We start from the raw sequence: 23989 nt of genomic DNA, 5'->3' as shown, positions 1-23989 counted from the left end.
TAAATTCGCACAGCGCCGGTAACGTTTGTGCGTTGTTGTTATGGTCTTTTGAAGACCAAGGATTTGATATGTCTGATTTTAGCAATAAATCGGTGATTTTGGTGGCGACTACCGCCAACCCATCTCCCCAAATGCCTGAATTCGGGGGATTTGTACCTCTACTGATGTATGGAGGTGTTGCGGTGGCGGTGATTTTGGCTATGGGTTATTTTTCCCAAACTCTGCTAAATGCGATCGCACACCTCATCAACACGACAAACAAAAAAAAGAAGTGAGTTCAATAAACCTCTCCCTGCCTTGAACTAAAGTTCAAGTCCTTCCCTCTCCGACTCGGAGAGGGACAGGTTTTACGCAGTAAAACCTCTTAGTGGTTTTTTCACTATATATATAGTAGTGAACCAATCCTACTCATCCCCACATGGCTTAAACACAGTTTCGCCAAAATTCCCACCCGAATTAGAACACTCAAACAAATGTAAACCCAAGCGTTGGGAAAGTTCCTCACACACCTTTACCCCCCGGACACTGTTACCCCGGATATCTAACAGTGGTGAAAACACCCCAATCCCCATCTGGTTCGGGACAACGGCGATAATTCCCCCACAAACACCACTTTTCGCCGGAATCCCGATTTTATAAGCCCACTCTCCAGCAAAGTTGTACATCCCACAGGTGTACATCACGCTGAGAATATCTTTAATGTAACGACTCTCAACAGCCCGTTCCTCTGTCAACGGGTTGATACCTTTATTAGCTAAAGTAGCCGCCATCACCGCCAAATCTCGACAATTTACCATCGCTGAACATTGTTTGAAATAAAGATCCAGCGACTCCTCAATATTTTGGTCAATCATGCCAAAATTCAGCATTAGGTGCGCCATCGCTCGGTTACGGTGTCCTGTGCTGCGTTCTGAGGTAAATAGTGAGATATCGACAAACACATCTCGCCCAATATATCGACGGTACATATCTAGCACCCGATTCAGGCGTTCAGTGGCACCAGCACCTTTAATTAAACTGGTGGTGGCGATCGCACCAGCATTTACCATTGGGTTATATGGTCGTTTTGACTGCTCATCTAGGATAATGGCGTTAAATGCCTCCCCTGTTGGTTCCACACCCACCCTAGTTAAAACATAATCCCGTCCATGATCTTCTAAAGCAAGTCCGTAAGCAAACACCTTAGAAATCGACTGGATAGTAAATAGCTGCTTGTAATCTCCAACTTCGTAACTCTGCCCATCGACTGTAACAATGCAGATGCTAAACAAATCGGGGTTTACTTTTGCCAGTTCTGGAATATAGTTCGCTACTGCACCCTCTTGCAAAGATTTGTACTTGGAGTGCAAGTCGTTGAGAAATTCTGGTAGTGGTGATGAAACTATTTCTGAATCTCCTGGATTATCCATAGGGCTGAAAGCTGTCTCTCACAAATAATACTAGGGCAAATACTTGAGGCAAACACTACTAAGTGTTATTTTTGTTACAAATGCCTAATTATTTACATCTGCCCGTTAACTTTTTTCATTATCTCATTATTGATTTTTTTCTGATGTGAAAAAATACATAGTGGCTCTGTATCTAGATTTTCTACACCATATTACGTAAATATAAAGTAACTTAGATTACAAAGAAAAATAATGTTTAGCAACGTCACCTTCAGACTTAGAGAGCACAAAAATCTCGAAAAATCCCATCTAGTTGAAGTTGACTCTATTCGCTGATATTTGCTCTAACTCTTGTGCATTCAAGGTTATAGAGAATTACAAATATTTAATTAAATAAATTCTTTAAATATTTATCTGGGGTTTAGAATTAAAAATTAATGTTGCTGGCAATGAAATTTTGTAAATATAAATGTTACTTAATATACATTGTTAGCAAATAGCACCGCGAACAGTCTTGAATCATGACCACTCGATTTGGCAAAGTTGTAATGTTAAGTCTTGATAAGAAATCCTTTACCTGGGAAAAAAAAAGGTTACACAGCCAAAATCCGCACTTGAGAAAGGTTTTGCCCTGAAAATCACGATTTAAATTGGGGAAAGTGACTAAGACTTACGATAAAACCCTGATCCCCAAGCCAAAAGGTTCGTGTTAGTCTGTTGCAGTTATAAACAAAAAAGTGGAAGCGGAACGAGTTCGAGTTTTAGAGGGAATGTCACTCTCTATTTGGTGAAAAACCCGCGAATCATAAAACTTCAGTTCTACAGTCGCTTTAAAAATCGGACGCATGAATCAAAGATATTTGTGGACTATTGTCGCCCTGCTTCTGACTACTTTGGGTATACCCTTAGTCGTTCAGACTCAAGCCACTGAGGGAACTGCTCTAGCATCTGAAGAACCACCTGCAACTGATGTGGTCAAAGTCGGAGAGTATCAATCCCCTGTAGGGAACCTAACCTCGGATGCTGTGATGACAGAAATTCATCCACACAGCGTTGGCGGTCGGCAGGCAGCAACCCTTTTTATCCGAAATATTCCCGTTCTCACCTTTCTGAGTTCCTCAAAAGTTGCCAGTAGTCAAACGAAAGTTGGTGCTATTGGAGATACTGGGGGCGTACAATCGTACGCCCTTATTGCTAGCAACTCACCCAAGGTGGGGAATGTTAGGAACGTAATTAACTCAGTTGACAATGATCCGGTACAGAGAGCTGGTGTAATAGCAGCTAAAATCAACCAGCTGATCGAGGACAATGTGGACGCGAGTCAAATTACCGTAAGTTGGAAAGCAGGGGACAAATCGACCGTCGCAAATTTTGCCCAGAATAAAGGTTCCTTTGTCCAACAACAGTTAGGCGATCGCTACACGATCAAAATTAGCGACCAAGAATTGGTGGAAATCAATCAAAACACGCGATTAGCAGATACCACCACAAATCTGGCACAAGACGCATTGCAAGCAACCAATCGCCTGCGGAGACTCATCGGCAAAGCATCTCCCTTAAGTCAAATTGCTAACCTGCCGATGCGCTCACCATTCTCCATACCAAAGCTACCACAACAGATTGCCGTTGGCGGAGTGCGAATCAACTTCACAGGCATCGCTTCCTGGTACGGCTATGATGGTTCTGGCAGCCAAACTGCTAGCGGTGAAAGGTATAATCCTGAAGGCTTAACAGCAGCCCATCGCACCTTGCCTATGGGGACAAAAGTCCGTGTTACCAATACCCGCAACGGTCGTTCTGTCGTCGTGCGAATTAATGACCGGGGCCCATACATTGGAGGTCGAATTATTGACGTTTCTGCCGGTGCCGCTAGGGTGTTAGGAATGATCGGTAGCGGCATTGCACCAGTAAAAATCGACGTCTTGGGAAGATAAAGGGGACTGAAGTTGACCGTCAACTTCACCCTGACAAACTACTCTCTACGCTCTATTCGCTCTTCACTATTACTTAATTCCCCTAGTTCAAGCATCTCTTGCCTCTATTTCAGATATAAACTAACGAGGGAGAGGCAAGAGTTGAACTAGGGGAATTTTGTGCGCCTGCTGACAACAGTCGCAGCTTTACGCTGCTATTTAACTAAACGTCGCACTCTGCGAGACGCTACGCCAAAGGAAAACGAGCTTACCGTTCCAGAGGATATATTACTAGATGACACAACTAGCTGGTATCAAACAGCAGTCGGTCTAGTCCCAACAATGGGAGGGTTACATCAAGGTCATTTAAGCTTAATTGAACGAGCGCGTTCCGAAAATTTCACGGTGATTGTCAGTATTTTTGTCAATCCCCTGCAATTTGGTCCCAACGAGGATTATCAACGCTACCCTCGCACTTTAGAGTCAGACCAAAAACTTTGTGCACAAGCCGGAGTAGATGCGATTTTCGCGCCGACTCCGGAAGAAATGGGACTTAGACCGAAGAATATAGCAGAATCTCATGTTACACAAGTAATCCCTCCATCTGCTATGATATCTGCCTTGTGTGGTCGTTATCGAGTAGGTCACTTTCAGGGAGTGGCGACGATCGTCACCAAGCTTTTTAACTTGGTGCAGCCTGACCGCGTCTACTTCGGTCAAAAGGATGGTCAGCAACTGGCAATTATTAAACGGCTGGTAGTTGATTTGAATTTGCCAGTAGAGATTGTTGCTTGTCCAACGGTGCGAGAAGCATCAGGTTTAGCCTTGAGTTCTCGTAATCAATATTTGACTGCAACGGAAAAAGAACAGGCAACAGTGTTGTCTCGCGGCTTGAGGCAAGCTGAAGCTGCGTTTAAGGCAGGTACTCGCCACAGCAGTCAGCTAATAGCATTGGTGTGGCAAGAAATAGCAACGGTTAGCACTATTTTCGTGGAATATATTGAATTGGTTGATCCGACTACGTTGATGTTTTTAGAAACAGTTGAGGAGGAAGGAATGCTCGCGATCGCAGCTCGTCTTGGTTCTACACGCTTGATTGACAATACCATCTTGCGCGATCGCCAACCCATCGTCGCCATTGATGGCCCTGCCGGTGCTGGTAAATCCACGGTGGCACGTCAAGTGGCAGCTAATCTCGGCTTGGTTTATCTAGATACAGGCTCTATGTATCGGGCTGTGACTTGGCTAGTACTAAACATGGGAATTGCTATTGATGATGATTATGCGATCGCTGAATTAGTCAATCAGTGTAAAATTGAACTCACTCCCAGCCAGGATCTTCAATCTCCGGTGCGGGTTTGGATTAATGGTACTGATGTTACCCAGGCAATTCGCACAATTGAGGTAACATCTCTTGTATCTGCGATCGCCGCCCAAACTTCAGTCCGGGCAGCACTGGTTCAACAACAGCAAAGTTGGGGTAAACGCGGTGGTTTAGTGGCTGAAGGACGGGACATCGGTACTCATGTATTCCCCGATGCCGAAGTCAAAATCTTTCTCACCGCCTCTGTAGGTGAACGCGCACGTCGCCGCCAGCAAGACTTTAAAAAACAAGGTCAACCCGAAGTGAGTTTAGAGCAGTTGGAACGAGATATTGCCGAACGTGACTGGAAAGATAGTAATCGCAAAGTTTCCCCCTTACAAAAAGCAGTAGATGCGGTGGAAATTCAAACCGATGGACTTAGCGCGTCTGAAGTCACAGCAAAAATTGTTAACTACTACCAACAACGCCTATCTCAGTGGTAATCACTGCAATGGGCTGTTGGTTTTTGTGTTAAGTAGCGTGGTGAGTGAAAACTCACTCACCATTCTTAGAACTGAAAAAATAGTCTGAGACAGTTTTTCAATCAGCTATATTTAGTTTAAATCAAGTACCGTAATGTATATCTTAAAGACTTTAATAATGAATTCATCTAGCTTTAGATAGATTTAAAATACTCTGATTGGTGCATCTTCAGCTAGAAGTACCAGAGCGGTAAATTTAGCAAAATAAATGTGTAGAAAGAAAATTTTCATAATCAAAGATAAATTCCTGCTATGCAGAGCATAACAGTCTAAGAAATTCCCCCCTTTAATCTCTCTTTAGTTAAAGGAGATTGTCCGTAATATATCCGGATTCGTGCAGATGAACTATTAGTAGTTTTTATTTATGATCATTAATGCCTAGTGATTTAGCTTATTACCAAAGTACTTTGTCTGAATCTTCACTTTGGTAGTAAAATAACTATGTTAAGTTTTATGTCCCTAGATTTAAGGATATAAAACAACCAAATACAAAATTTGTATTTTCCTAAGCTTCTACAAAAGCTTTCCACTGGAAAACGGTAAAGAGAGGATTTGACAAAATGGCATTTACACAGCTGCCCCTACCCTTCGATTTTAATGCTCTAGAGCCATATGGCATGAAAGGTGAGACTTTCGAGTATCACTATGGCAAGCATCACAAAGCTTATGTAGACAACCTTAACAAGCTCACCGATGGTACAGAACTTGCTGATAAGTCCTTGGAAGAGGTGATCCAAACTACATTTAAGGATGCCTCTAAAGTCGGAGTTTTCAACAACGCGGCTCAAGTTTGGAACCACACCTTCTTCTGGAATTCCTTAAAGCCAGCCGGCGGTGGCGCACCTACCGGTGACTTGGCTGCTAAAATTGACAAAGACTTTGGTAGCTTCGACAAATTCAAAGAAGAGTTCTCTAACGCGGCTACAACTCAGTTCGGTAGTGGTTGGGCTTGGTTGATTGATGATGGTGGCACCCTCAAGGTTATCAAAACACCAAATGCAGAAAACCCTCTAGCACTCGGTAAAAAGGCACTCCTCACCCTAGACGTTTGGGAACACGCCTACTACATCGACTACAGAAATGCTCGTCCAGCGTTCATCAAGAATTACCTAGATCAGCTTGCTAACTGGGACTTCGCCGCAGCAAATCTGGCTTCAGCTTAATAAACTGACGAAAGTTAGCTTTTGTCAAGCGCCGATAATCAGTTAATTTATCAATTCAAACAGCAGCCACGATGAGCAATCGTGGCTGTTTTTGATTAGGGAATACCAAAAAATAAATTATCCAGTAATCATAGACTTGTAGGGACACAGCAATGCTGTGTCCCTACCGATTGGATATTTTTTTAATTGGAAGTCCCTTAACTGGATAAATTTCAATCGCAGGGCTATTTCGTTGTAGACATAACCCGCCCTGAACTGAAGTTCAGGGCTAATAGCTAAAGTCCGTTTTAACGGACTAGAAATTTCTTTTAGTCGTCTTGAGACGAATGAGTGCCATTAGACTCAGAATTCATTCTGAGGCGGGCTAGATGAGAATGAAATAAGTAATTCAATAATCACATTGGGATATTTTCCCCGTTCTGCCCATAATACCCAGCTTTTGCGGGGGCGATTTTCAGATCCCAAAACAACAAAGAAATCTGGCCCTCTAAAGTCCCGTGTGGTAATTTGCTCTCTTGCTGAAATAAATCGTCAGATTTCCAGTAGCATAGAAATCGGTGCGATCGCGCCACCACCACTTGAGACAAGCAAGCAGCAGTTCAATTTGCTCCCGGTGCAAGTCACTTTCCCACGGCGGTTCATCACTCCATAAATCACTTGGAGGAATGATAATATCTTCTGCTTCTGAGGCAATAGTTAATTCAGCAGACACTGAGACATCTTTAGCAGATGTCATCATGGTTACTAGCTGGCGTTGCTACATCTAGTGTAATGGCAATCAACGAGCCTATTCAGTTTTCCTTCCTCCAAACACATCTTCAAAGGTTTTCAGCTTGTCCCTGATAAAAAACAAAATCTAAAATCTATGGATAGCAAACAACTAGCGCAATACGTCGAAGCCACAGATGGTATCTCCAAACCTTGGCTATTAGTGCAACTACGCCTGAAGAAACTGCAAGAACGGCGAGATACGCTTTCAGAAAATGCCTATGCGGAAGAATTAGAAGATATTTACCAAGATTTAATGAATTTAGGCGAATGGTGGCACGGTATCGAAGATCAGGTATTTTAATGCAGTTCGCGTCAAAATTGTGTGATGATAATAGCCTAAGTTTGTAACGAATTGATAACGGTGTAGTTAGGCATGGATTATCGGGATGCAGGGGTTGATGTTGAAGCAGGTAGAGCTTTTGTAGATCAAATTCGCAATTTGGTTCACAGCACCTTTAGACCAGAAGTTTTGGGGGGACTGGGTGGCTTTGGTGGCTGCTTTCAACTACCAACAGGTTATCACGAACCAGTATTGGTTTCTGGGACAGATGGAGTCGGTACAAAGCTGAAAATCGCTAACATTCTCAACCGCCATGACACCGTTGGTATTGATTTGGTGGCGATGTGCGTTAATGATGTGCTGACATCTGGTGCCCAACCGCTGTTTTTTTTAGATTATTTGGCAACGGGGAAACTAGATAAAGAGCAGTTAACTCAGGTGGTAGCGGGGATAGCCTCTGGATGTAAGCAGGCTGGTTGTGCCTTACTGGGAGGAGAAACGGCAGAAATGCCTGGTTTCTACCAAGTGGGTGAGTATGACTTGGCGGGGTTTTGTGTGGCGATTGTGGAAAAAAGCCAAATGTTGGATGGTTCCCAGGTACAGGTGGGGGATGTGGCTGTAGCACTTGCTAGTTCTGGCGTCCACAGCAATGGCTTAAGTTTAGTCCGAAAGATTGTGAGCGATCGCGGTTTTTCTTGGAACGACACCCCAGAATTGTTAGGTGGTGCCACTATCGGCGCAACTTTTCTCCAACCCACGCGCATTTACGTTAAATCTGTACTCGCAGCGCTGTCAGCAAAGTTAGAAATTCACGGTATGGCTCACATCACAGGTGGTGGACTGCCAGAAAACTTACCTCGATGTTTAGGAAAAGGTCAAGGGCTGAAAATTAACCCCAGCAGTTGGACTATCCCCCCCGTTTTCCAGTGGCTAGCCCAGGCTGGATCTGTCAGTCCCGAAGCTATGTATAATACCTTCAATATGGGGATTGGATTTGTAGTATTAGTGCCGCCTCATCAGGTAGAGCAGACAATTACTCACTGGCAATCACAAGATATTCCCGCTTTTGCTATTGGTGAAGTGATTACTGGTGCGGGTGAATTAGTGGGGTTGCCTAGATAAAAGCTATAATTAACACATAAAATTAAATTTGGTTTTTGGCTTGGTATAGGGAATAACTCGACCCAAGCCGGATATTTTTGATTTATTCGCCCTATATCTACTAACCGTATTTCTTCAAGCAGATTGCAATATTTTAGACTTTCTTTATAGGAGCCATGCAAAATACTCATGGGCGTCAGCCTTGAGATTTGCTAACGTAGTCTTAACATATCGAAAATATTTGTTAATGCAGCCGAAAAAATAACTACTAACACTATTTTACCTTGTTGATGGCTGCTCATCTGTAAATATGGCGTGTTGGTGTATTGAGAATCACATGTTTTTTGTTCAGAGGGGGTTATGGTTGTAAATTTTGCCCGGTGTACTGCTTCCACAGAACTTTTGAAGCAAGTATTCCAGCGCATTGATGCCCAAAGTTGTCCGAGGTTATTCAACTTTCATATGCACACAGTTAACTCGGATGGAAGGTTACAGCCGAGCGGATTGATGGAGCAAGCGATCGCCATTGGTTTACAAGGACTGGCGATCACTGACCATCATAGTGTTGATGGCTATCAAGCGGCACTGACTTGGTTAGAAGCATGGAAGTGGAATAATCCCGATGCAATTACTCCTCACCTGTGGAGTGGTGCAGAAATCAATGCCAACCTATTGGATATAGAAGTTCACGTTTTGGCTTATGCCTTTGAACCAGAAAACCCCAGTATGAAACCTTATTTGCAAAGAACAACTGCTATGGGTGAAGAATATGAGGCAGCCAGTGTGATTGCCGCTATTCATCAAGCTGGGGGCTTGGCTGTACTCGCTCATCCAGCGCGCTACAAGCGATCGCTTTTTGACTTAATTCCAGCTGCGGCGGAAAACGGCATCGATGGCGTTGAAGCTTTCTATGCTTACAAAAATCCCAACCCCTGGAAACCCTGTGCTGTGGAATCACAACAAGTACAACAGTTAGCTGAGGAATATGGTCTTTTTAATACCTGTGGTACAGATACCCACGGTTTAAACCTGCTCCAGCGGTTGTAAAGACAAAGCCATGTTTTTTACACTCCTGGTTCAAATAGCCAGGGGTAACTACGGTTATCGCTGCCGAAATTGAATTTGTTTTTCTAGAATTGTGATATCGTAGTTGCCAAAAAAATCGTGCCCAAGCAGCCCAATACTAGCTTTGGGAGCGATCGCAACTGTTGCATTATTAACCACAGCACGGCCAACGGCAATTGTTGGGATATTGCCAGTTTTAAACTCCACTACGCTACCATCCGCAATCGTGGCGTTGATCATTCCCAAAGGTTGGATTTTGAGGGCTGTGGCCATTTGTTGAGTAATCAGAATACCACTTGCACCAGTATCAACAACCATCTCAAAAACTTGATTGCCGTTAAAATAAACATCTATGATCGGAGTTTTAGCGCTACGACGCTTGATTGGTACTTGAAAAACTCTGGGATTTGGTTGGTTCATTCCACATAGTTGCCCCAATCCGATAGTTTTACCTGATGATGTCACCATGAAACAACCACCCGCGTCATTAGCCTTTGCTACAGATGGCACTGTTAACACAATCATGGAATATACAGCAGCAATCCCTATCCTTATCCTTCCAATAGCTTTCATTGTTTATGGTTCTCATAAATTACCGAAAAAATGGGTTTAAAGCCCCGTCCGGAGACGGCTTTTTAAACGAGTGTTGCGTATTCTTTGCCTGGATCTATTCATAGTATAATAACGCTATGAAGACACTGAAGTTTAAGCTATACGAAAACAAGAGGAATAGACACCTCAAACGGATGATAAACGCCGCTGGGGTGATTTATAACCATTGTATTGCTCTACATAAACGCTACTACCGAATGTGGGGCAAGCATTTAAATAGCAATCAACTTCAATCTCACATTGCCAAGCTACGGAAACGCCATCAATTTTGGCAGTCAGTAGGTTCTCAAGCAGTACAAGATATTTGTCAACGCATCGAGAAAGCCTATCAATTATTTTTTAAACACAACAAAAAAGGAGTGAGACCCCCTGGATTTAAAAAAGTTAAAAAATACAAATCATTCACCCTCAAACAAGCTGGTTATAAATTATTAGGAGGCAACAGAGTTAAGATTGGCAAACGAGTTTATCAATTCTGTCAGTCCAGAGAGATAGAAGGAAAAATCAAAACATTAACCATAAAACGTACACCGCTAGGTGAGTTATTTATGGTGATAGTGATTTTTGAAACTTTGAACCTCAAAGGTATGCAACGTCTTTGGGGTAGGAAAATATCAGACTTAGCTTTTAGAGAGTTTCTACAAATCCTAGAATGGGTTGCCAAGAAGAAAGGAAAGCAAGTTGTTTATATAGAGCAGTGGTATCCATCTAGTAAAACTTGCTTTAATTGTGGTCATCTTTTAGAAGATTTGGATTTATCCGTTAGAGAATGGCGTTGTCCGTCTTGTCAATCAATTAATGGACGTGATCACAACGCTGCGAAAAATATTCAAGCAGTCGGGGCATCGACTGTTGGGTTAGGTGATGTCAGACGGGCTATGCCCGCAATTGCTGTTTGACCCCAGAATCTGGGCCCTTCTAGGGCGGGGAGTATGTCAACGACCGTACGCTGTTCGCGTTTGCCACCTATCTCTTGGTAATCACTAAAAGTCTGAAACGACCAAATTCCGTTAACATACTAGATGTCCCATTCGTACAGTGGGTAAGTCCTAAATTTTTGGTAGTAGTATATCTGCTGCGCCAGACTCTGTACCAGACTGATAAACTTAATTAATAAGACACTTTCATAGCCGAAAATGATGAATGCATCTGCTAAGTTTGAATTTGAGGACGAGAAATTCAACGCGCCACCTTCTCAAGTCCTCCCCTGGGGTCTGATGATTAATCCTCGGTATGGCCCAGATGGTCTTCAGCCCCACGGTTTGGCGATTAACCTAGATAACGCCCAAGCTATCGGCTTTCAACCGGATGATAATTGGCAACAGATAGAGCATGAATTTAGCTCTGGAGTCGAAACAGTATTTATTACTACCACTCCCAGGTTAGTGATAGTGCGCCGGGGTCCATTATCTGTTAAAGACCGGGAAACGGGTATAAAACTGGGTACTTTCAAAGATCACAAGGATGATTTTTTAGCTGATAAACTTAAATTTAAAACTTTTACTCGCCATTTAATTTTTCTAGTGGGTGAAGATAAAAAGTTTTTACATAATTTACCACTGCAATTAACTCTCAGTGGTGCTGCGGGAGCTAGCTTTGGTAAAAATTATTCCGAATATCAACAAGGTAGAATTGTTGGTGGTTTCGTGGCTGAATTAGAAAAGGCTTATGCTGGATTTTGTAAGAAACCAGTGACACCAAAAGGTCCATTGTTCCATGCTCACGGTATTTTTTGCCCAATAATTGAGTGTGAAGAAAGAGGTATTCAGCCCAATACAGCAATGGTTGCTTCAACTGTTGACTACAAGCATCCGACAGTGGGAACTTTAATAGAATACATGATTGCTTCAGATTCTCCTGAATCGGCAATCATTTGCAAGACTTTTGAAGACTACAAAGAATTTGGTAAGGAAGCGATCAAAATCGAAACACCCAAAATGGAACTAGCTGGGGTTTCCAGTTCCTATGTTTACGCTGATGAAGATGATTTTGGTTATCCTCCCTATTAGGGATTGGGAATTGGGGATTGGGAATTGGGAATTGGGAATTGGGAAAAGTCTTATTCATTACCCATTACCCATTACCCATTACCCATTACCCATTACCCATTACCCATTACCTATTCCTTCAGGAGTAAATAATATAGTGAACCATTCCCGCCTGTGACACCAGCGCGATCGCCTGCTAATTGCCCAGAACCCATGAAATAATCCACCCGTCCGGGGCTTTTGATGGCGCTTCCTGTATCCTGATCAAGCACAAAGCGGCTAACAGTACGATACTCTAGCTGGCCACGGCTGACAGGATAGGGAAGTGAGGTGTTAACCAATGCTAGCGCCCCTGGAGGCATGAGAGACTTATCTGTAGCAATGGAACGTTCTGCTGTGACTGGCACATGAATACTACCTGTAGCTGGTGTTCCGCCAGTGTCTTGGAAAAAGATAAACCTTTCCCAACGCGGCAGATAATTACTCAATTCCCGGGGATTTTGGCGGAAATAACTGACTAGACGTGGTAGCGTTAAGCCGTTCAAGTCCATTTTGCCATCCTTTGCCAGTTCTTTGCCGATGCTTGTCCAAGGGTAATCGGTTCCACCTGCATAACCAACAGAGGTTTTCTTGCCATTGGTTAAGTTAATTTGGGCAGAACCTTGGATGTGTACCATGTATGCGTCTAGGCGATCGCGAAACCAAAGCAATTCTAAACCGCGCAACTGGCTCTTATTGCCTAGTAATCCATCTTTTCCTTCCAAATCAATCCGTTTCGGGTGGGGTTTAGCCCATTGGTCGAAATCTGGCGGCAGTTGATAAAGGGGATATTTATAGACTGAAGTCTTTACACGGCTAGCGGTATAAACTGGCTCATAATAAGCAGTGAACTTAACAGTACCCTTGCCATCATTGCCCACAGACTTATAAAAGACAAACTCCCGACGGACAGCAGCTTGTAGTTGGGCTGGTGATTGAGAACTGACAACCAGTTGACGGAAGCGCAGCAAACTCCTCCGGACGCGATCAAGAGAAATCTCCTTGATGGGATAATTTTGATAGGCGGCGATCGCTTCGTTCTTTCCTAGGTAACGCAGACTGTTGTCAATCGAAGCCAAAAGTGCTTGGCGATCGCCTTTTTTACCCCTGCTATTCCAAATTTGCTCATCCCAACCCAAGCAAGCATTTCGGGGGGTGCAATTGGCTTGCAAATCGATTGGTTTAAGTGGTGGTTGTACTTCAGGACTGGTCGGTACTGGTGACGACGGTATATTTGGAATCTGAGCAACAACTGACCAGAGTGGGTTTACAAGGGCGATTCCCAGACTCAAGGAAAGCAAAGCAAGGGTTTTTCTCATCATTTAGTTGAATCTTTCAACACTAGAACTAAAAATGGGTTCTACCCGGATGGCCACAATCCGAGATGGACGTACTACTAGATATTCACCTTGAATATTCTTGATCGGCACATTGATAAACTCATGAGAATCATATTTCGGCGTCAGTACGTTGCTGTACCATTTCTGAAACTCTGGAAAAGTAGGAAAACGCACTTCTTCCCGATGACCGGTGTCCAGTAGGAGGTATACGGCGTATTCATCTGGAGTTCTAGCCATAAATTTGCATCATTTAAAATACATCCAACCCATTGTTAACCAGGTCACCCCGGAATGGAAAGAGTAAGCCTACGGGAGCAGCAGCATTTGTGCCAAAGCAAGGGCAAAATTGGCCGTTAATCACCCCTAACTCTGAGCTTTTACTTCCGCCTATGACGGTTATCTACCCAGAAACAGTTCCCAATTATTGGTTGAGGAAAAAAATCAAAAAAATAATTTAAATCGTGCTAGCTGGTTGGCGAGGGAGCAAAGCGCCCGCTTTCCCTCGATTGCACCCGTCAATATTAGCTAAATTTTTTTAATTTTTAATTTTTAATTTTTAATTGCGCGAAGCGCCAAGCTGTACCCATACAAACAACAACACCCAGACAATCTACTAGCTGAATTACTCCCTCCCCTTGTTTATTCTAGCCAGGGATGTACTCATTTTCACCACTTTGATAAACAAGCAATGAAAACCAGTTACAGCGCCCTCTGATTTTCAAAAATTTGAGGGAATATAAGCTTTCGCGTTGGGTGTTGTTGTATTGAGACGAGACAGAAGTGAATTAAACAGCTTTGTTACCTCTTACGTGCATTTGAACTGTAGCTGTTGTATCTGCCAGGGAAGCTTATTAGCTTCAACTATTAAGTTAGCACCTGTAGATTGAGGTGGATGATTTTTGAGACTAAACTTTACTTTCTTGAAAAAGAAAGCCTTATAACCACTATTAATCAAAGTACTCTTGCCAGAGGTGTATTGAGTCATTGCTCAGTCATTCTTTAAGTTTTGAAAACTAGCCTTTATTGCCTAATAATCAATGACTCCTCCTAGGAATTTGAGGGGAATCTCAATCCAGAACTCTGTGCCTTTACCTATTTCTGAGATACACTCCATCAATCCACCATGCTTTTCGACAATAATCTGATAGCTGATAGCCAGTCCCAGTCCCGTACCCTTGCCCACAGGCTTAGTAGTGAAAAACGGGTCAAAAATTCGCTTTTTCACTTCTTCACTCATTCCTGGCCCATTATCGGCGATGCTAATTAGCAGATGGGTATTATCTGCTGAGACTCTAGTAGAAATCCGGATGCTTGGTGCGGCTTTGTTATTCTCTTGCTTTCCATCTGCGAGACTCTCTTCAATCAGGACATCAATGGCATTGTTGATAATATTCATGAATACCTGATTCATCTGACCGGCATAGCATTCCACCTTTGGTAAATTGCCATAGTCTTTGATTACCTCAATGCCAGGAAAATCACCATTTCCCTTCAGCCGATGTTGCAAAATCAATAAAGTATTATTGATGCCTTCATGCAGGTCAACAGGCTTGTTTGCTGCCTCATCTAGGCGAGAAAAATTACGCAATGAAAGCACAATTGAGCGGATACGATCTGCTCCTACTCGCATTGATGACATAATTTTTGGTAAGTCTTGTACCAAAAAGTCAAAATCTATAGATTCAACGGTCGAGCGAATTGTACTACTGGGGTTGGGATAATGCGATTGGTAGAGTTGTAAAAGGTCGAGCAGCTGTTCGGTGTAGTCACTGGCGTGGCACAAGTTACCGTAGATAAAGTTAACGGGGTTGTTGATTTCGTGGGCTACACCCGCTACTAACTGTCCTAAACTGGACATTTTTTCGGTGTGAATTAATTTTGCCTGTGTTTCTCGGAGTTGGTACAGGGTATGCTCTAATTGTGCAGCTTTTTGCCTTGCTTCTGCTTCTGCATCACAGCTTTGTTGGTAGAGTTGTGCTTGCTGAATAGCGATCGCTGCCTGATCCGCTAGCTGTTGCAGCAAATCAATTTCTGCTTCCTGCCAATTTCTGGAAGATTCACAATGGTGGGCAATGAGTAACCCCCATAGTTGCTTCCCTATTTTAATGGGTACAATTAAGTTGGCTTGGACTTGCAGATTCTCCAAAAACTCTCGATGACAGGAACTTAAAGACTCTGTTGATACATTGTTTATCGCCCTTACCCTACCGCGAAAGTAATGACGGGCATATTCATCAGGAAAGCATTCTGGTGGTGTTTTCATTCCCAGCACCGACCGCCAATTACCATTGACCTCTTCAACAATTATCTCACCCTCAGATTCACTTAGTAAGCGGTAAATCAGCACCCGGTCTGAATTAAGCAGGGGGCGCACTTCCCGGACGATGGTTTGCAGGGTTGTATTCAAGTCCAATGTACTGCGGATATGGTCTGCAACTTGCTTGATTGCCTTAGTCAGCAGTAATGATTTTTCCAGTTCAGCGGTTTGCTCTTGCACCCGAAGTTCTAGATTGGCATTTAGTGACTGTAGCTGTAGGTATGTTTGCTGCTGCTGAATTACCATTGAGAAGTCATAGGACAAAGCTTGACCCAGTGAGATTTCTTCGGGCTTCCACTCAGGTGCTTGTCCTTTTTTTTGCTCTCGCCAAATATCAAAAGAAAGGCGCGGTTGCTGTTGTCGCTGATTTTGGTCACACTGTCCAGCCCACAGGATTTCGGTATCAAATTCTGGGCGAAAAATGCTCAACATACCGATAAAATTTTCGCGGTAATGTAGAGGAATCGCCATCAGTCCCCGAATTCGAGTAGACCGGAACGCCGTGGTCAAAACTCGCAAACGTGTTTCTTTGTAGAGGTCAGCAATCGCCCAAATATTACCTGGTTTGGACTCAGTCATCCAGTTTTGCCATTCAGGATGCCGTTCGATGATGCTGTTTTCTGTGTAGGGGAGTGTCGGCTGCTCACCCCAAGTATATAGTTCCCCACTCTGTTCAACATACAGCCTGCCACCAACTCCATCGAATGCAGCAATAGTTGCTTCTAGCGCTTTCTGCAACTGGATTGTGGGTCTTTCGTGCAATAGGGTGTTGATGCGGTTAATAATCGCTTCTCGCTGTTGCTGGGCGCGGGCTTCTCTAAGTAGGTTACTTTGAGAAATGCCGATCGCTACCTGATCGGCAATTTGCTGCACTACTTTCAGTTCCCGCTTTAAAATAGTTCGCGGTTCACTATGGTGCGATACCAGCAATCCCCATAATTCAGGATTTGTCGATTCTTTTGTTAAGTCATAATGTAAAATCGGCACCACCAACGAAGACTGGACGCCCATTGCACTTAAGTATTGAATATGACACGGGTCTACCTGTCGATAGTGGATATTCTGACTTTGTAGAGATTCGCCAGTTTCTTTTGAGCGTAGTGGAGACAAACCTATTTTGCCACTAACTACATCCACAATTGAACGTTGCCGCGCCACCAGAAACATCTCTCTCGCCGTTTGGGGAATGTCATGGAGTGGGAAGTGCAACCCCAATAGGGATGGTAGACGCTGTTCATGAATAGATTCGGCAATGACTTCACCACTACCATCGGCGGCAAACCGATACACTTTCACCCGATCTGTACCCAAGAATGAACGAACTTCATTAACCGTGGTTGTTAATATTTCTTGGAGTTCGAGCGATCGCCTAATCTGTTTGATCATCCGGTGCAGCAAACCTTCTTGGTTTAGGCGCTGCTGTAAACCGTTTGGTTTATCAGTAAATCTCATTGCTTATCTTTACCCAAACACAAGTTAAAATTTTTTTTTAATGCCCTTGGTGAGAATTTATCACTTCAAATGTTACAAATTCGTTTTTTTATTTTAAAAAAGAATATTCGGATGATATACAACTTATTATATATCCATACTTTTCATAATATTTCAGTACGAGCACTTAAATTCCGGCGTCCATTACAAATCTTGATGAAGAAGCAGCTTTTTTTATGATGCTTTGCATCAATTAATTAAATTAAATTAATTTTTTGCCAAAAGAGAAAGCTGGTTGACTGGGGGAAATGTTGCCATTCCCCTCTCCGAAAAAATCCTATTCAATGTAACTATTCTGACTTAGTCATTCAAAATTTACAGAGGCTGAAGGTAACTTGCGAATTTCTTCACGCACACTCATGAGGATTTTGCCGAGATAGTTGTGACCAGTTTGATCAGCACCACAGCCCCAGAAATAATCCGTTGGCGAGTTTTCTACCAGAATTTCATCACCCGTAATTAGGAGTGCTTCTCTAACATCAGCATGAGTGAGAAACTTTTTGAGTACAGCTTCTCGCATCACCTGAGTTTTGACCAACTCCCAGTCTGTACGTAATCGACGGGTGCAACATCGTCCCAATGCTGCTGCGGCTTCAGGAGTAGCAGCGGCATGAATTACAGGTATAATCACCGCATCCACACTCCCGACAAACTTCTGAGCCTGATAATAATGCTCAACTGTTGGCCAGTAAATACCCTCAATTTGGATTCCGTGGGGAGAAAAGTTAGAAAAACAGCCATAAGGCTGCCAAACCTTGTAAAAATAAATGGTCATTTGAAAACGGCTCTTTTTTATCTACTTGATATTGAACGCTAGCACTAGACTCAAGACAGAAGATATTGTTCTAAACACACTTCTATTGTGGTAGAAATCTCTATCTATCAGGTTGACAATGAGTGCGAAAAGTGAAGTCAGCAGCAGACGTGTACCGTTGATTGCTGCTGGAATTTTCCTCGGTCTAGGTCTCGGAGGCTTCATTGATGGCATCCTGCTGCATCAGATCCTTCAATGGCATCACATGCTCAGTAATATTCGACCGCTGACAAGCGTCTCCAATATAGATTTAAACATGGTATGGGATGGGTTATTTCATGCCTTAGACTGGGTACTAACTGTGATAGGAGTAGCCTTACTGTGGCATGCTGGAGGGCGTGAAGATGTTCCTTGGTCATCACAAACCTTCATCGGGTCAATCTTGGTCGGTGCTGGGTTGTTCCACTTGGTTGAAGGACTAATTAACCATGGAATTCTAGGTATCCATCATGTAAAACCAGGTCCAAATCAGTTAGCTTGGGATTTGGGGTTTCTGGTGTTTGGTGCATTACTTGTGCTCATCGGCTGGTTAATGATCCAAAAAAGTAGGAAGTATACAGTGTGATCTTCCCGCATTCAGTTTTTAGGCTTCATCCTTCATCACTACTCTTTTATGTCTACAGATACTTTTGAAAAAACTAATTTGGGTTGGCAGTTTTCTTTGTTCCAAAAACAAGTAGAAGAATGGGTAGAATATCAATTTTCTCACTTCCAAAAAGCTTTACCAGAATTGCCTGGATGGTCAATTAGTCCTTGGTTGAGTGAGTTACTTAAATTCCTGTTTTGGCTGGTACTCGGCTTATTTATAGCTTGGATAGTTTGGCGGTTATGGCAAGAATTTGGTCATTTTATCTATTCTTGGCTGGCTGGTGTTGGGAATTCCCCAGTCTCTGGGGCTAAAATTCCCTCCCATGAAGCAACGATCGCCTTTTTATTGACGCGATCGCAAGAATTTTCCCGTCAGGATAACTACCGTGAGGCTTGCCGTTGTCTATATTTAGCGATGTTGCAGCAGTTGCATCAGCAAGCGATCGCTATTCAACAATCCAGCCGCACAGATGGAGAATATCTGCAATTGCTCAGTTCTTGCGTAACTCCCCTACAGCCTTATGAAACTTTAATTACCACTCACGAGCAATTGTGTTTTGCTAATACTGAGATTTTGCCAGAAAATTATCAGCAGTGTCGGCAAGCCTATCAGGAGATTTTCAAAGACTGAGCCTCAAAAATTCCTAATTCAAATTAAGTATTAATTCTATAAAATATGAAACGCTCAAATCGCCTTGCTTGGCTGGGTGCGATCGCTCTAGCAGTGATCATTTTACTGAGCTTAATAGCAGCACCCAGCAGCAAAAACAATAGTAGTTCTACTTACAGCACTGGGCCTGATGGCTATGGTGCTTGGTATGCTTTTATGCAACAACAGGGAACATCTATCCAGCGCTGGCAAAAGCCTTTGAGTGATATCCAGCAGCAAAAAAGCCCAGCCACCCTACTGCGGATAAACGGCAACCTCAATCCACCAGTGCTAGAAAGTAAAGAACGAGAATGGGTAGAAAAAGGCAATACGTTGGTAATTTTAGGCGTGAGTCAGCCAGTAACAGCGGCTGAATTTAGCACCAAACAAACATCGTCTTTTGGAGATATTAAGATTGACACCCGCCGACGGCATCAGAAAAGTAAACAGCAACAACTTTTTTTAGGCGATCGCTTCGGTGCTGTCGTCTGGGAAGAAAAACACAAACAGGGAAAAGTAATTTTTGCTACCACTCCTTATTTAGCCGCCAACGCTTACCAAGATTATTTAAGTAATTTCCAGTATTTATCTGATTTAGTTACAAAAAAAAGTAACACAGTATTTGTTGATGAATATATTCACGGCTACAAAGACGCCGATGTGAGGGAGAAAGAAGGCGAAGGTAACTTATTCAGTTACTTGGCAAAAACTCCCTTATTACCAGTACTGGAACAGTTAGGAGTTTTGTTATTAGTGCTAATTTGGGCACAAAATCGCCGCTTTGGTAAACCAGTAACTTTAGATACCCCAGTCATCGATAACAGCCAGGCATACATCCAAGCTTTAGCCGGAGTCTTGCAAAAAGCTGAATCCAGAGACTTTGTTCTAGAAATGCTGGGTAAACAAGAACAACTGCAACTCCAAAAAACCTTGGGATTAGGGCAAGTACTTCTAGAACATCAGATTTTGCTGAAAGTCTGGGAGGAAAAAATAGGCAGTAGTACGGCAGAACTAGATGCAGTATTAAAGATGCAATTACGAAAACAATCCATGAGTGAACGAGACCTGTTAAGCTGGTTGGGGAAATGGCAAACTCTGCGGGAAATTCAAAATTCAAAATAGAGCCTCCGGCACGCTCCGCGAACAAAATTCAAAAATAACCTCTGTTAATGGTAATCCGTACCCCGAAACTCTCGTGACGCCTGTTCTACGTAATATTTGGATATAACTTAATTGGGAATATTCTAATTGTAGGGCGGGCATCCTGCCTGCCACAAAACAGGCGTCTCGCCTATTCTACGGAATATTTGAATATAACTTCATTGGGAATATTCTAATTGTATATATTCCTTCTTTAATCTCTAATCCTTTGCCTGAATTATTTATAAATCAAATATGAGTGAAACCCATTCTGTATTAAATCGCCTCGGACAAGGGCTTAACCAAGTAATCGTCGGACAATCCAACCTGATAAAGCAGCTATTAGTCGCACTGCTAGCAGGTGGGCACATAATTTTAGAAGGAGTCCCAGGAACTGGTAAAACACTTTTAGTAAAAGTGTTAGCGCAGTTAATTCAAGCCGATTTTCGTCGCATTCAACTAACACCAGATGTTTTACCATCAGATATTACTGGTACAAATATTTTTGACTTAGATAGCCGCAATTTCATTTTGAAAAAAGGCCCCGTATTTACAGAAGTACTGCTAGCAGATGAAATTAACCGCACTCCCCCCAAAACCCAAGCAGCGCTGCTAGAATCAATGGAAGAAATGCAGGTAACGCTGGATGGTGAAAGTTTACCTTTACCTGATTTATTTTGGGTAATTGCCACACAAAATCCCCTGGAATTTGAAGGTACTTATCCTTTACCAGAAGCACAGTTAGATCGATTTCTATTTAAGCTAGTAGTAGATTATCCTGATCAAGCGGCAGAAAAGCAAATGTTACTCAATCGTCAAGCGGGTTTTGCTGCCAGACGTGGGGATATTAGCCGCATGAAACCAATTGCTACAGTAGCAGATATTTTGCAAGCAAGGCAAGCAGTTAAAAAAGTTAATGTATCAGATGCGATAATTGATTATCTTTTGGCATTGGTGAGAACATCCCGTCAATATCCTGATTTAGCTTTGGGTGCTTCACCTCGCGCAGCGGGTGCTTGGATGCAGACTTCTCAAGCAGCAGCATGGTTAGCTGGTAGGGATTTTGTCACACCAGATGATGTAAAAGCGGTTGCTTCCCCTCTGCTGCGCCATCGCTTGCTTTTGAAACCAGAATCAATGCTTGATGGTTTACAAATTGATGCGGTAATTGCTGCGGTAATTAATCAAGTGCCGGTGCCAAGATGAAGAATAGAGATTAGAATCATGATTAATAGCTCTATCTAAAATAAGCACCCCATAACCACAATATCAGGACACTACACAAACACCCAAGATATCGCCTACCATGACAGATAATATTAAGCGTTCCGAAGGCCAATTTGACGCAGTAGCCGAGTCCAGGTATTGGCTACCAGCGGCATCAGAGGAACACTGTAAAAAGATAGGAAGAAAAAGGGGGCTAAAATTAGTTGAGGTTGTTGATACTAAAGCAGAAATTTTACCAATAATTTGTATTTTTGAGGGCTACCCAGATGAGTGAAACAGCACTTTCTATATCAGTAAGCGAATTAATCCCAATGTTGACTGCTATAGTAGATCGCAATTGGGAAAGTTTTAAGGAAGTAGAAAAACAATTCGTTACGCGGCACGGCATAGAAGCCTGGGAAGAATTTTTTGCTTTTCGTCTCAAGCCATCACTAGATAAAGATTCTGACCGTTGGCTTTTGATTCAATGGTGTAACACAGGGATCAAATCAGTTAAGAAAGTTTTGTAAGCAAGATTGATACTATTCTGAGCAAGCAACCGTAGTATGAACGTTGATATCAACATTTAGTTTTTTACGAAGAACATTAAAGATAGCAGTCAAATTATCCATCGTCGGATTACCTTTTGCAGATAACATCCGGTGAAGACTCTTGATAGGTTTAGATGTTTCAATTGCTAGCTGTTCAAAACCTACGGTTGCATTTACAATATCTCTTAATATCAGTCTTGCAGTTTCTGGCTCACCATTGAGAAAGAGGGAAACAGCTTCATCAAGTAGAGCTATTGCAAATTCTGAATCTCTTTGGATTCTTGCATTAACTGTTTCTTTAAAGTTTCTAGTAAGTGCCATAATAACTACTTCTTCTCTCTGTTTTTGTTCTCAGCTTCTGCATTCATCCTTGAAAATATGGTTCCTGCTAAAAGAGTTTATTATTTATTAATTTCGGGAATAGCGATCGCACCAATCCTATCCCAAATCATTAGCATTCCCGCCAGTATCGCTGTCACTTCGCTCTTTGATGCCGTGATTTTAGGCTTAATGATTGTAGATGGTTTGCGGGTGCGGCGCAATCGCGTGGAAATTAGCCGCGAGTTACCACCACGCTTATCCATTGGGCGAGATAATCCAGTTGTGCTCAAGGTAAAATCAGGGAAAGCTAACGCTATTATTCAAATTCGGGATTTTTACCCAACAGGGTTTAGTATATCTGCACCCGAAATCTGCGCCACAATTCCCGCCAATAGCACCCAAGAATTGACGTATACCGTTAACCCAACCCAGCGGGGAGAATTTCCTTGGGGAAATATTCAAGTGCGACAGTTGGGACTTTGGGGATTAGCCTGGGATGATTGGCTTGTTAGGCAAAGTTTAGACGTGAAAGTTTATCCTGATTTAGTCGGATTGCGATCGCTGACAATTCGCCTGACAATTCAATCATCAGGCTCAATCCGCAAACTTCGCCAAATGGGTATTGGTACAGAATTTGCCGAACTGCGAAACTATCGCACCGGTGACGATTTGCGGTTTATTGATTGGAAAGCCACCGCCCGTCGCGTCGGGACTTATCGCAACGCATCGCCACTGGTAAGGGTTTTAGAACCAGAACAAGAGCAAACCTTAATGATTTTGCTGGATCGGGGTAGATTGATGACAGCGACGGTACAAGGCTTACAGCGCTTCGACTGGGGCTTGAATACAGCCTTATCCTTAGCCTTAGCCGGACTACATCGAGGCGATCGCGTCGGCGTTGGTGTATTTGACCGCCAAATGCATACCTGGGTTCCCCCAGAACGTGGACAGCATCACCTAAATCAGCTAATTGATCGCCTAACGCCCATTCAACCAGTATTGTTAGAGTCCGATTATTTGAATGCCGTGACAACTGTAGTGCAGCGACAAACCCGCAGGGCGCTTGTAGTGGTAATTACAGACTTAGTCGATGCGATCGCCTCTACTGAACTCCTCGCCGCCCTCACCAAGCTAGCACCCCGCTACTTACCGTTCTGCGTCACCCTCCGAGATCCGCAAGTTGATCATTTAGCATCCACCGCCACAGCAGATGTAACAAACGCTTATATCCGTGCAGTAGCCCTAGATTTATTAGCACAACGGCAAGTTGCCTTTGCCCAGTTAAAACAAAAAGGTGTTTTGGTACTTGATGCCCCAGCAAATCAAATTGCTGATCAATTAGTTGAGCGCTATTTGCAACTCAAAGCCAGAAATCAACTGTAATTCTCTTCAGCGACAAACACTTAA

22 protein-coding genes and 1 pseudogene are annotated in these 23989 nt (G+C 43.0%); 15 read left to right on the top strand and 8 right to left on the bottom strand.

Annotation, left to right across the window (positions count from 1 at the left end):
• Positions 1–68: 68 nt before the first annotated feature.
• Positions 69–275: a hypothetical protein gene (locus CYLST_RS18965; RefSeq protein ID WP_015209344.1), complete on the top strand. Its 207-nt coding sequence runs from the start codon at positions 69–71 to the stop codon at positions 273–275.
• Between the two features lie 129 nt (positions 276–404).
• Here CYLST_RS18965 and glsA read toward each other — a convergent pair whose 3' ends face one another.
• Positions 405–1409: a glutaminase A gene (glsA, locus tag CYLST_RS18960; RefSeq protein WP_015209343.1), complete on the bottom strand. Its 1005-nt coding sequence runs from the start codon at positions 1407–1409 to the stop codon at positions 405–407.
• Between the two features lie 824 nt (positions 1410–2233).
• Here glsA and CYLST_RS18955 point away from each other — a divergent pair.
• From CYLST_RS18955 to sodB, 3 genes are all read left to right on the top strand, one after another.
• Positions 2234–3322: a septal ring lytic transglycosylase RlpA family protein gene (locus tag CYLST_RS18955; RefSeq protein WP_015209342.1), complete on the top strand. Its 1089-nt coding sequence runs from the start codon at positions 2234–2236 to the stop codon at positions 3320–3322.
• 159 nt (positions 3323–3481) lie between these two features.
• Positions 3482–5107: a bifunctional pantoate--beta-alanine ligase/(d)CMP kinase gene (locus CYLST_RS18950; RefSeq protein WP_015209341.1), complete on the top strand. Its 1626-nt coding sequence runs from the start codon at positions 3482–3484 to the stop codon at positions 5105–5107.
• Between the two features lie 599 nt (positions 5108–5706).
• Positions 5707–6309 (top strand): superoxide dismutase [Fe], encoded by a 603-nt coding sequence (sodB, locus tag CYLST_RS18945; RefSeq protein WP_015209340.1) that lies wholly within the window; start codon positions 5707–5709, stop codon positions 6307–6309.
• 381 nt (positions 6310–6690) lie between these two features.
• Here sodB and CYLST_RS18940 read toward each other — a convergent pair.
• Positions 6691–7045: pseudogene (locus CYLST_RS18940) on the bottom strand (Uma2 family endonuclease); the annotation flags it as partial.
• Between the two features lie 129 nt (positions 7046–7174).
• On the opposite strand from CYLST_RS18940, the gene CYLST_RS18935 reads away from it, so the two are divergent.
• The 3 genes from CYLST_RS18935 (at position 7175) to CYLST_RS18925 (ending at position 9508) form a co-directional block, all read left to right on the top strand.
• Positions 7175–7381, top strand: coding sequence for a hypothetical protein (locus CYLST_RS18935; RefSeq protein WP_015209339.1), 207 nt, complete (start codon positions 7175–7177; stop codon positions 7379–7381).
• 72 nt (positions 7382–7453) lie between these two features.
• Positions 7454–8482: a phosphoribosylformylglycinamidine cyclo-ligase gene (gene purM, locus CYLST_RS18930; RefSeq protein ID WP_015209338.1), complete on the top strand. Its 1029-nt coding sequence runs from the start codon at positions 7454–7456 to the stop codon at positions 8480–8482.
• Between the two features lie 339 nt (positions 8483–8821).
• On the top strand, positions 8822–9508 hold the full coding sequence (locus CYLST_RS18925; RefSeq protein WP_015209336.1) for a PHP domain-containing protein: 687 nt from the start codon (positions 8822–8824) through the stop codon (positions 9506–9508).
• 54 nt (positions 9509–9562) lie between these two features.
• On the opposite strand, the gene CYLST_RS18920 is transcribed toward CYLST_RS18925, so the two are convergent.
• The gene (locus CYLST_RS18920; protein ID WP_015209335.1) at positions 9563–10099 is read right to left on the bottom strand and encodes a retropepsin-like aspartic protease family protein; all 537 of its coding nucleotides are present in this window, start codon (positions 10097–10099) and stop codon (positions 9563–9565) included.
• Between the two features lie 116 nt (positions 10100–10215).
• Between CYLST_RS18920 and CYLST_RS18915 the strand changes: the two genes are divergently transcribed.
• The gene (locus tag CYLST_RS18915; RefSeq protein WP_015209334.1) at positions 10216–11037 is read left to right on the top strand and encodes an RNA-guided endonuclease InsQ/TnpB family protein; all 822 of its coding nucleotides are present in this window, start codon (positions 10216–10218) and stop codon (positions 11035–11037) included.
• Between the two features lie 240 nt (positions 11038–11277).
• The gene (locus CYLST_RS18910; RefSeq protein WP_041233165.1) at positions 11278–12147 is read left to right on the top strand and encodes a DUF5895 domain-containing protein; all 870 of its coding nucleotides are present in this window, start codon (positions 11278–11280) and stop codon (positions 12145–12147) included.
• Positions 12148–12257: 110 nt separating this feature from the next.
• On the opposite strand, the gene mltA is transcribed toward CYLST_RS18910, so the two are convergent.
• The 4 genes from mltA to CYLST_RS18885 all read right to left on the bottom strand — a co-directional run bounded on the left by mltA (position 12258) and on the right by CYLST_RS18885 (position 18088).
• Complete coding sequence (gene mltA, locus CYLST_RS18905) at positions 12258–13484, bottom strand: murein transglycosylase A (protein ID WP_015209332.1); 1227 nt, start codon at positions 13482–13484, stop codon at positions 12258–12260.
• Positions 13485–13487: 3 nt separating this feature from the next.
• On the bottom strand, positions 13488–13742 hold the full coding sequence (locus CYLST_RS18900) for a hypothetical protein (protein WP_015209331.1): 255 nt from the start codon (positions 13740–13742) through the stop codon (positions 13488–13490).
• Between the two features lie 790 nt (positions 13743–14532).
• Positions 14533–17274: a GAF domain-containing sensor histidine kinase gene (locus CYLST_RS18890; RefSeq protein ID WP_015209329.1), complete on the bottom strand. Its 2742-nt coding sequence runs from the start codon at positions 17272–17274 to the stop codon at positions 14533–14535.
• Positions 17275–17617: 343 nt separating this feature from the next.
• A complete protein-coding gene (locus tag CYLST_RS18885; RefSeq protein WP_015209328.1) occupies positions 17618–18088 on the bottom strand; it encodes a riboflavin biosynthesis intermediates N-glycosidase in 471 nt (156 codons plus the stop codon).
• A gap of 118 nt (positions 18089–18206) precedes the next feature.
• Here CYLST_RS18885 and CYLST_RS18880 point away from each other — a divergent pair, with 118 nt between their 5' ends.
• From CYLST_RS18880 to CYLST_RS18855, 5 genes are all read left to right on the top strand, one after another.
• On the top strand, positions 18207–18692 hold the full coding sequence (locus tag CYLST_RS18880) for a DUF2243 domain-containing protein (RefSeq protein WP_015209327.1): 486 nt from the start codon (positions 18207–18209) through the stop codon (positions 18690–18692).
• Between the two features lie 48 nt (positions 18693–18740).
• Positions 18741–19346, top strand: a complete 606-nt coding sequence (locus tag CYLST_RS18875) for a DUF4129 domain-containing protein (protein ID WP_015209326.1) — start codon at positions 18741–18743, stop codon at positions 19344–19346.
• Between the two features lie 45 nt (positions 19347–19391).
• Positions 19392–20486, top strand: a complete 1095-nt coding sequence (locus CYLST_RS18870) for a DUF4350 domain-containing protein (RefSeq protein ID WP_015209325.1) — start codon at positions 19392–19394, stop codon at positions 20484–20486.
• A 273-nt stretch (positions 20487–20759) separates the two neighbouring features.
• Positions 20760–21710 carry an AAA family ATPase gene (locus CYLST_RS18865; RefSeq protein ID WP_015209324.1) on the top strand — a complete coding sequence of 317 codons (951 nt, stop codon included), beginning with the start codon at positions 20760–20762 and terminating at the stop codon, positions 21708–21710.
• 287 nt (positions 21711–21997) lie between these two features.
• Positions 21998–22240, top strand: coding sequence for a hypothetical protein (locus CYLST_RS18855; RefSeq protein ID WP_015209322.1), 243 nt, complete (start codon positions 21998–22000; stop codon positions 22238–22240).
• 12 nt (positions 22241–22252) lie between these two features.
• Here CYLST_RS18855 and CYLST_RS18850 read toward each other — a convergent pair whose 3' ends face one another.
• Complete coding sequence (locus tag CYLST_RS18850; RefSeq protein WP_015209321.1) at positions 22253–22582, bottom strand: helix-turn-helix domain-containing transcriptional regulator; 330 nt, start codon at positions 22580–22582, stop codon at positions 22253–22255.
• Positions 22583–22639: 57 nt separating this feature from the next.
• Here CYLST_RS18850 and CYLST_RS18845 point away from each other — a divergent pair, with 57 nt between their 5' ends.
• Positions 22640–23965: a DUF58 domain-containing protein gene (locus CYLST_RS18845; protein WP_015209320.1), complete on the top strand. Its 1326-nt coding sequence runs from the start codon at positions 22640–22642 to the stop codon at positions 23963–23965.
• Positions 23966–23989: the final 24 nt, after the last annotated feature.

It is taken from the genome of Cylindrospermum stagnale PCC 7417, from assembly GCF_000317535.1.
Classification (GTDB): Bacteria; Cyanobacteriota; Cyanobacteriia; order Cyanobacteriales; family Nostocaceae; genus Cylindrospermum; species Cylindrospermum stagnale.
The sequence above is the reverse complement of the archived record's forward strand: the minus strand, read 5'-3'. Positions and strand labels throughout refer to the sequence as shown.

What these genes read in the sequence shown, in the direction of transcription:
- CYLST_RS18965 (WP_015209344.1), top strand. Translation starts at nt 69, where the DNA reads ATGTCTGATTTTAGCAATAAATCGGTGATTTTGGTGGCGACTACCGCC.
- CYLST_RS18955 (WP_015209342.1), top strand. Translation starts at nt 2,234, where the DNA reads ATGAATCAAAGATATTTGTGGACTATTGTCGCCCTGCTTCTGACTACT.
- CYLST_RS18890 (WP_015209329.1), bottom strand. Translation starts at nt 17,274, where the DNA reads ATGAGATTTACTGATAAACCAAACGGTTTACAGCAGCGCCTAAACCAA.
- CYLST_RS18855 (WP_015209322.1), top strand. Translation starts at nt 21,998, where the DNA reads ATGAGTGAAACAGCACTTTCTATATCAGTAAGCGAATTAATCCCAATG.
- CYLST_RS18915 (WP_015209334.1), top strand. Translation starts at nt 10,216, where the DNA reads ATGAAGACACTGAAGTTTAAGCTATACGAAAACAAGAGGAATAGACAC.
- CYLST_RS18875 (WP_015209326.1), top strand. Translation starts at nt 18,741, where the DNA reads ATGTCTACAGATACTTTTGAAAAAACTAATTTGGGTTGGCAGTTTTCT.
- mltA (WP_015209332.1), bottom strand. Translation starts at nt 13,484, where the DNA reads ATGAGAAAAACCCTTGCTTTGCTTTCCTTGAGTCTGGGAATCGCCCTT.
- sodB (WP_015209340.1), top strand. Translation starts at nt 5,707, where the DNA reads ATGGCATTTACACAGCTGCCCCTACCCTTCGATTTTAATGCTCTAGAG.
- CYLST_RS18850 (WP_015209321.1), bottom strand. Translation starts at nt 22,582, where the DNA reads ATGGCACTTACTAGAAACTTTAAAGAAACAGTTAATGCAAGAATCCAA.
- CYLST_RS18885 (WP_015209328.1), bottom strand. Translation starts at nt 18,088, where the DNA reads ATGACCATTTATTTTTACAAGGTTTGGCAGCCTTATGGCTGTTTTTCT.
- CYLST_RS18900 (WP_015209331.1), bottom strand. Translation starts at nt 13,742, where the DNA reads ATGGCTAGAACTCCAGATGAATACGCCGTATACCTCCTACTGGACACC.
- CYLST_RS18845 (WP_015209320.1), top strand. Translation starts at nt 22,640, where the DNA reads ATGGTTCCTGCTAAAAGAGTTTATTATTTATTAATTTCGGGAATAGCG.
- glsA (WP_015209343.1), bottom strand. Translation starts at nt 1,409, where the DNA reads ATGGATAATCCAGGAGATTCAGAAATAGTTTCATCACCACTACCAGAA.
- CYLST_RS18870 (WP_015209325.1), top strand. Translation starts at nt 19,392, where the DNA reads ATGAAACGCTCAAATCGCCTTGCTTGGCTGGGTGCGATCGCTCTAGCA.
- purM (WP_015209338.1), top strand. Translation starts at nt 7,454, where the DNA reads ATGGATTATCGGGATGCAGGGGTTGATGTTGAAGCAGGTAGAGCTTTT.
- CYLST_RS18880 (WP_015209327.1), top strand. Translation starts at nt 18,207, where the DNA reads ATGAGTGCGAAAAGTGAAGTCAGCAGCAGACGTGTACCGTTGATTGCT.
- CYLST_RS18925 (WP_015209336.1), top strand. Translation starts at nt 8,822, where the DNA reads ATGGTTGTAAATTTTGCCCGGTGTACTGCTTCCACAGAACTTTTGAAG.
- CYLST_RS18920 (WP_015209335.1), bottom strand. Translation starts at nt 10,099, where the DNA reads ATGAAAGCTATTGGAAGGATAAGGATAGGGATTGCTGCTGTATATTCC.
- CYLST_RS18865 (WP_015209324.1), top strand. Translation starts at nt 20,760, where the DNA reads ATGAGTGAAACCCATTCTGTATTAAATCGCCTCGGACAAGGGCTTAAC.
- CYLST_RS18910 (WP_041233165.1), top strand. Translation starts at nt 11,278, where the DNA reads ATGAATGCATCTGCTAAGTTTGAATTTGAGGACGAGAAATTCAACGCG.
- CYLST_RS18935 (WP_015209339.1), top strand. Translation starts at nt 7,175, where the DNA reads ATGGATAGCAAACAACTAGCGCAATACGTCGAAGCCACAGATGGTATC.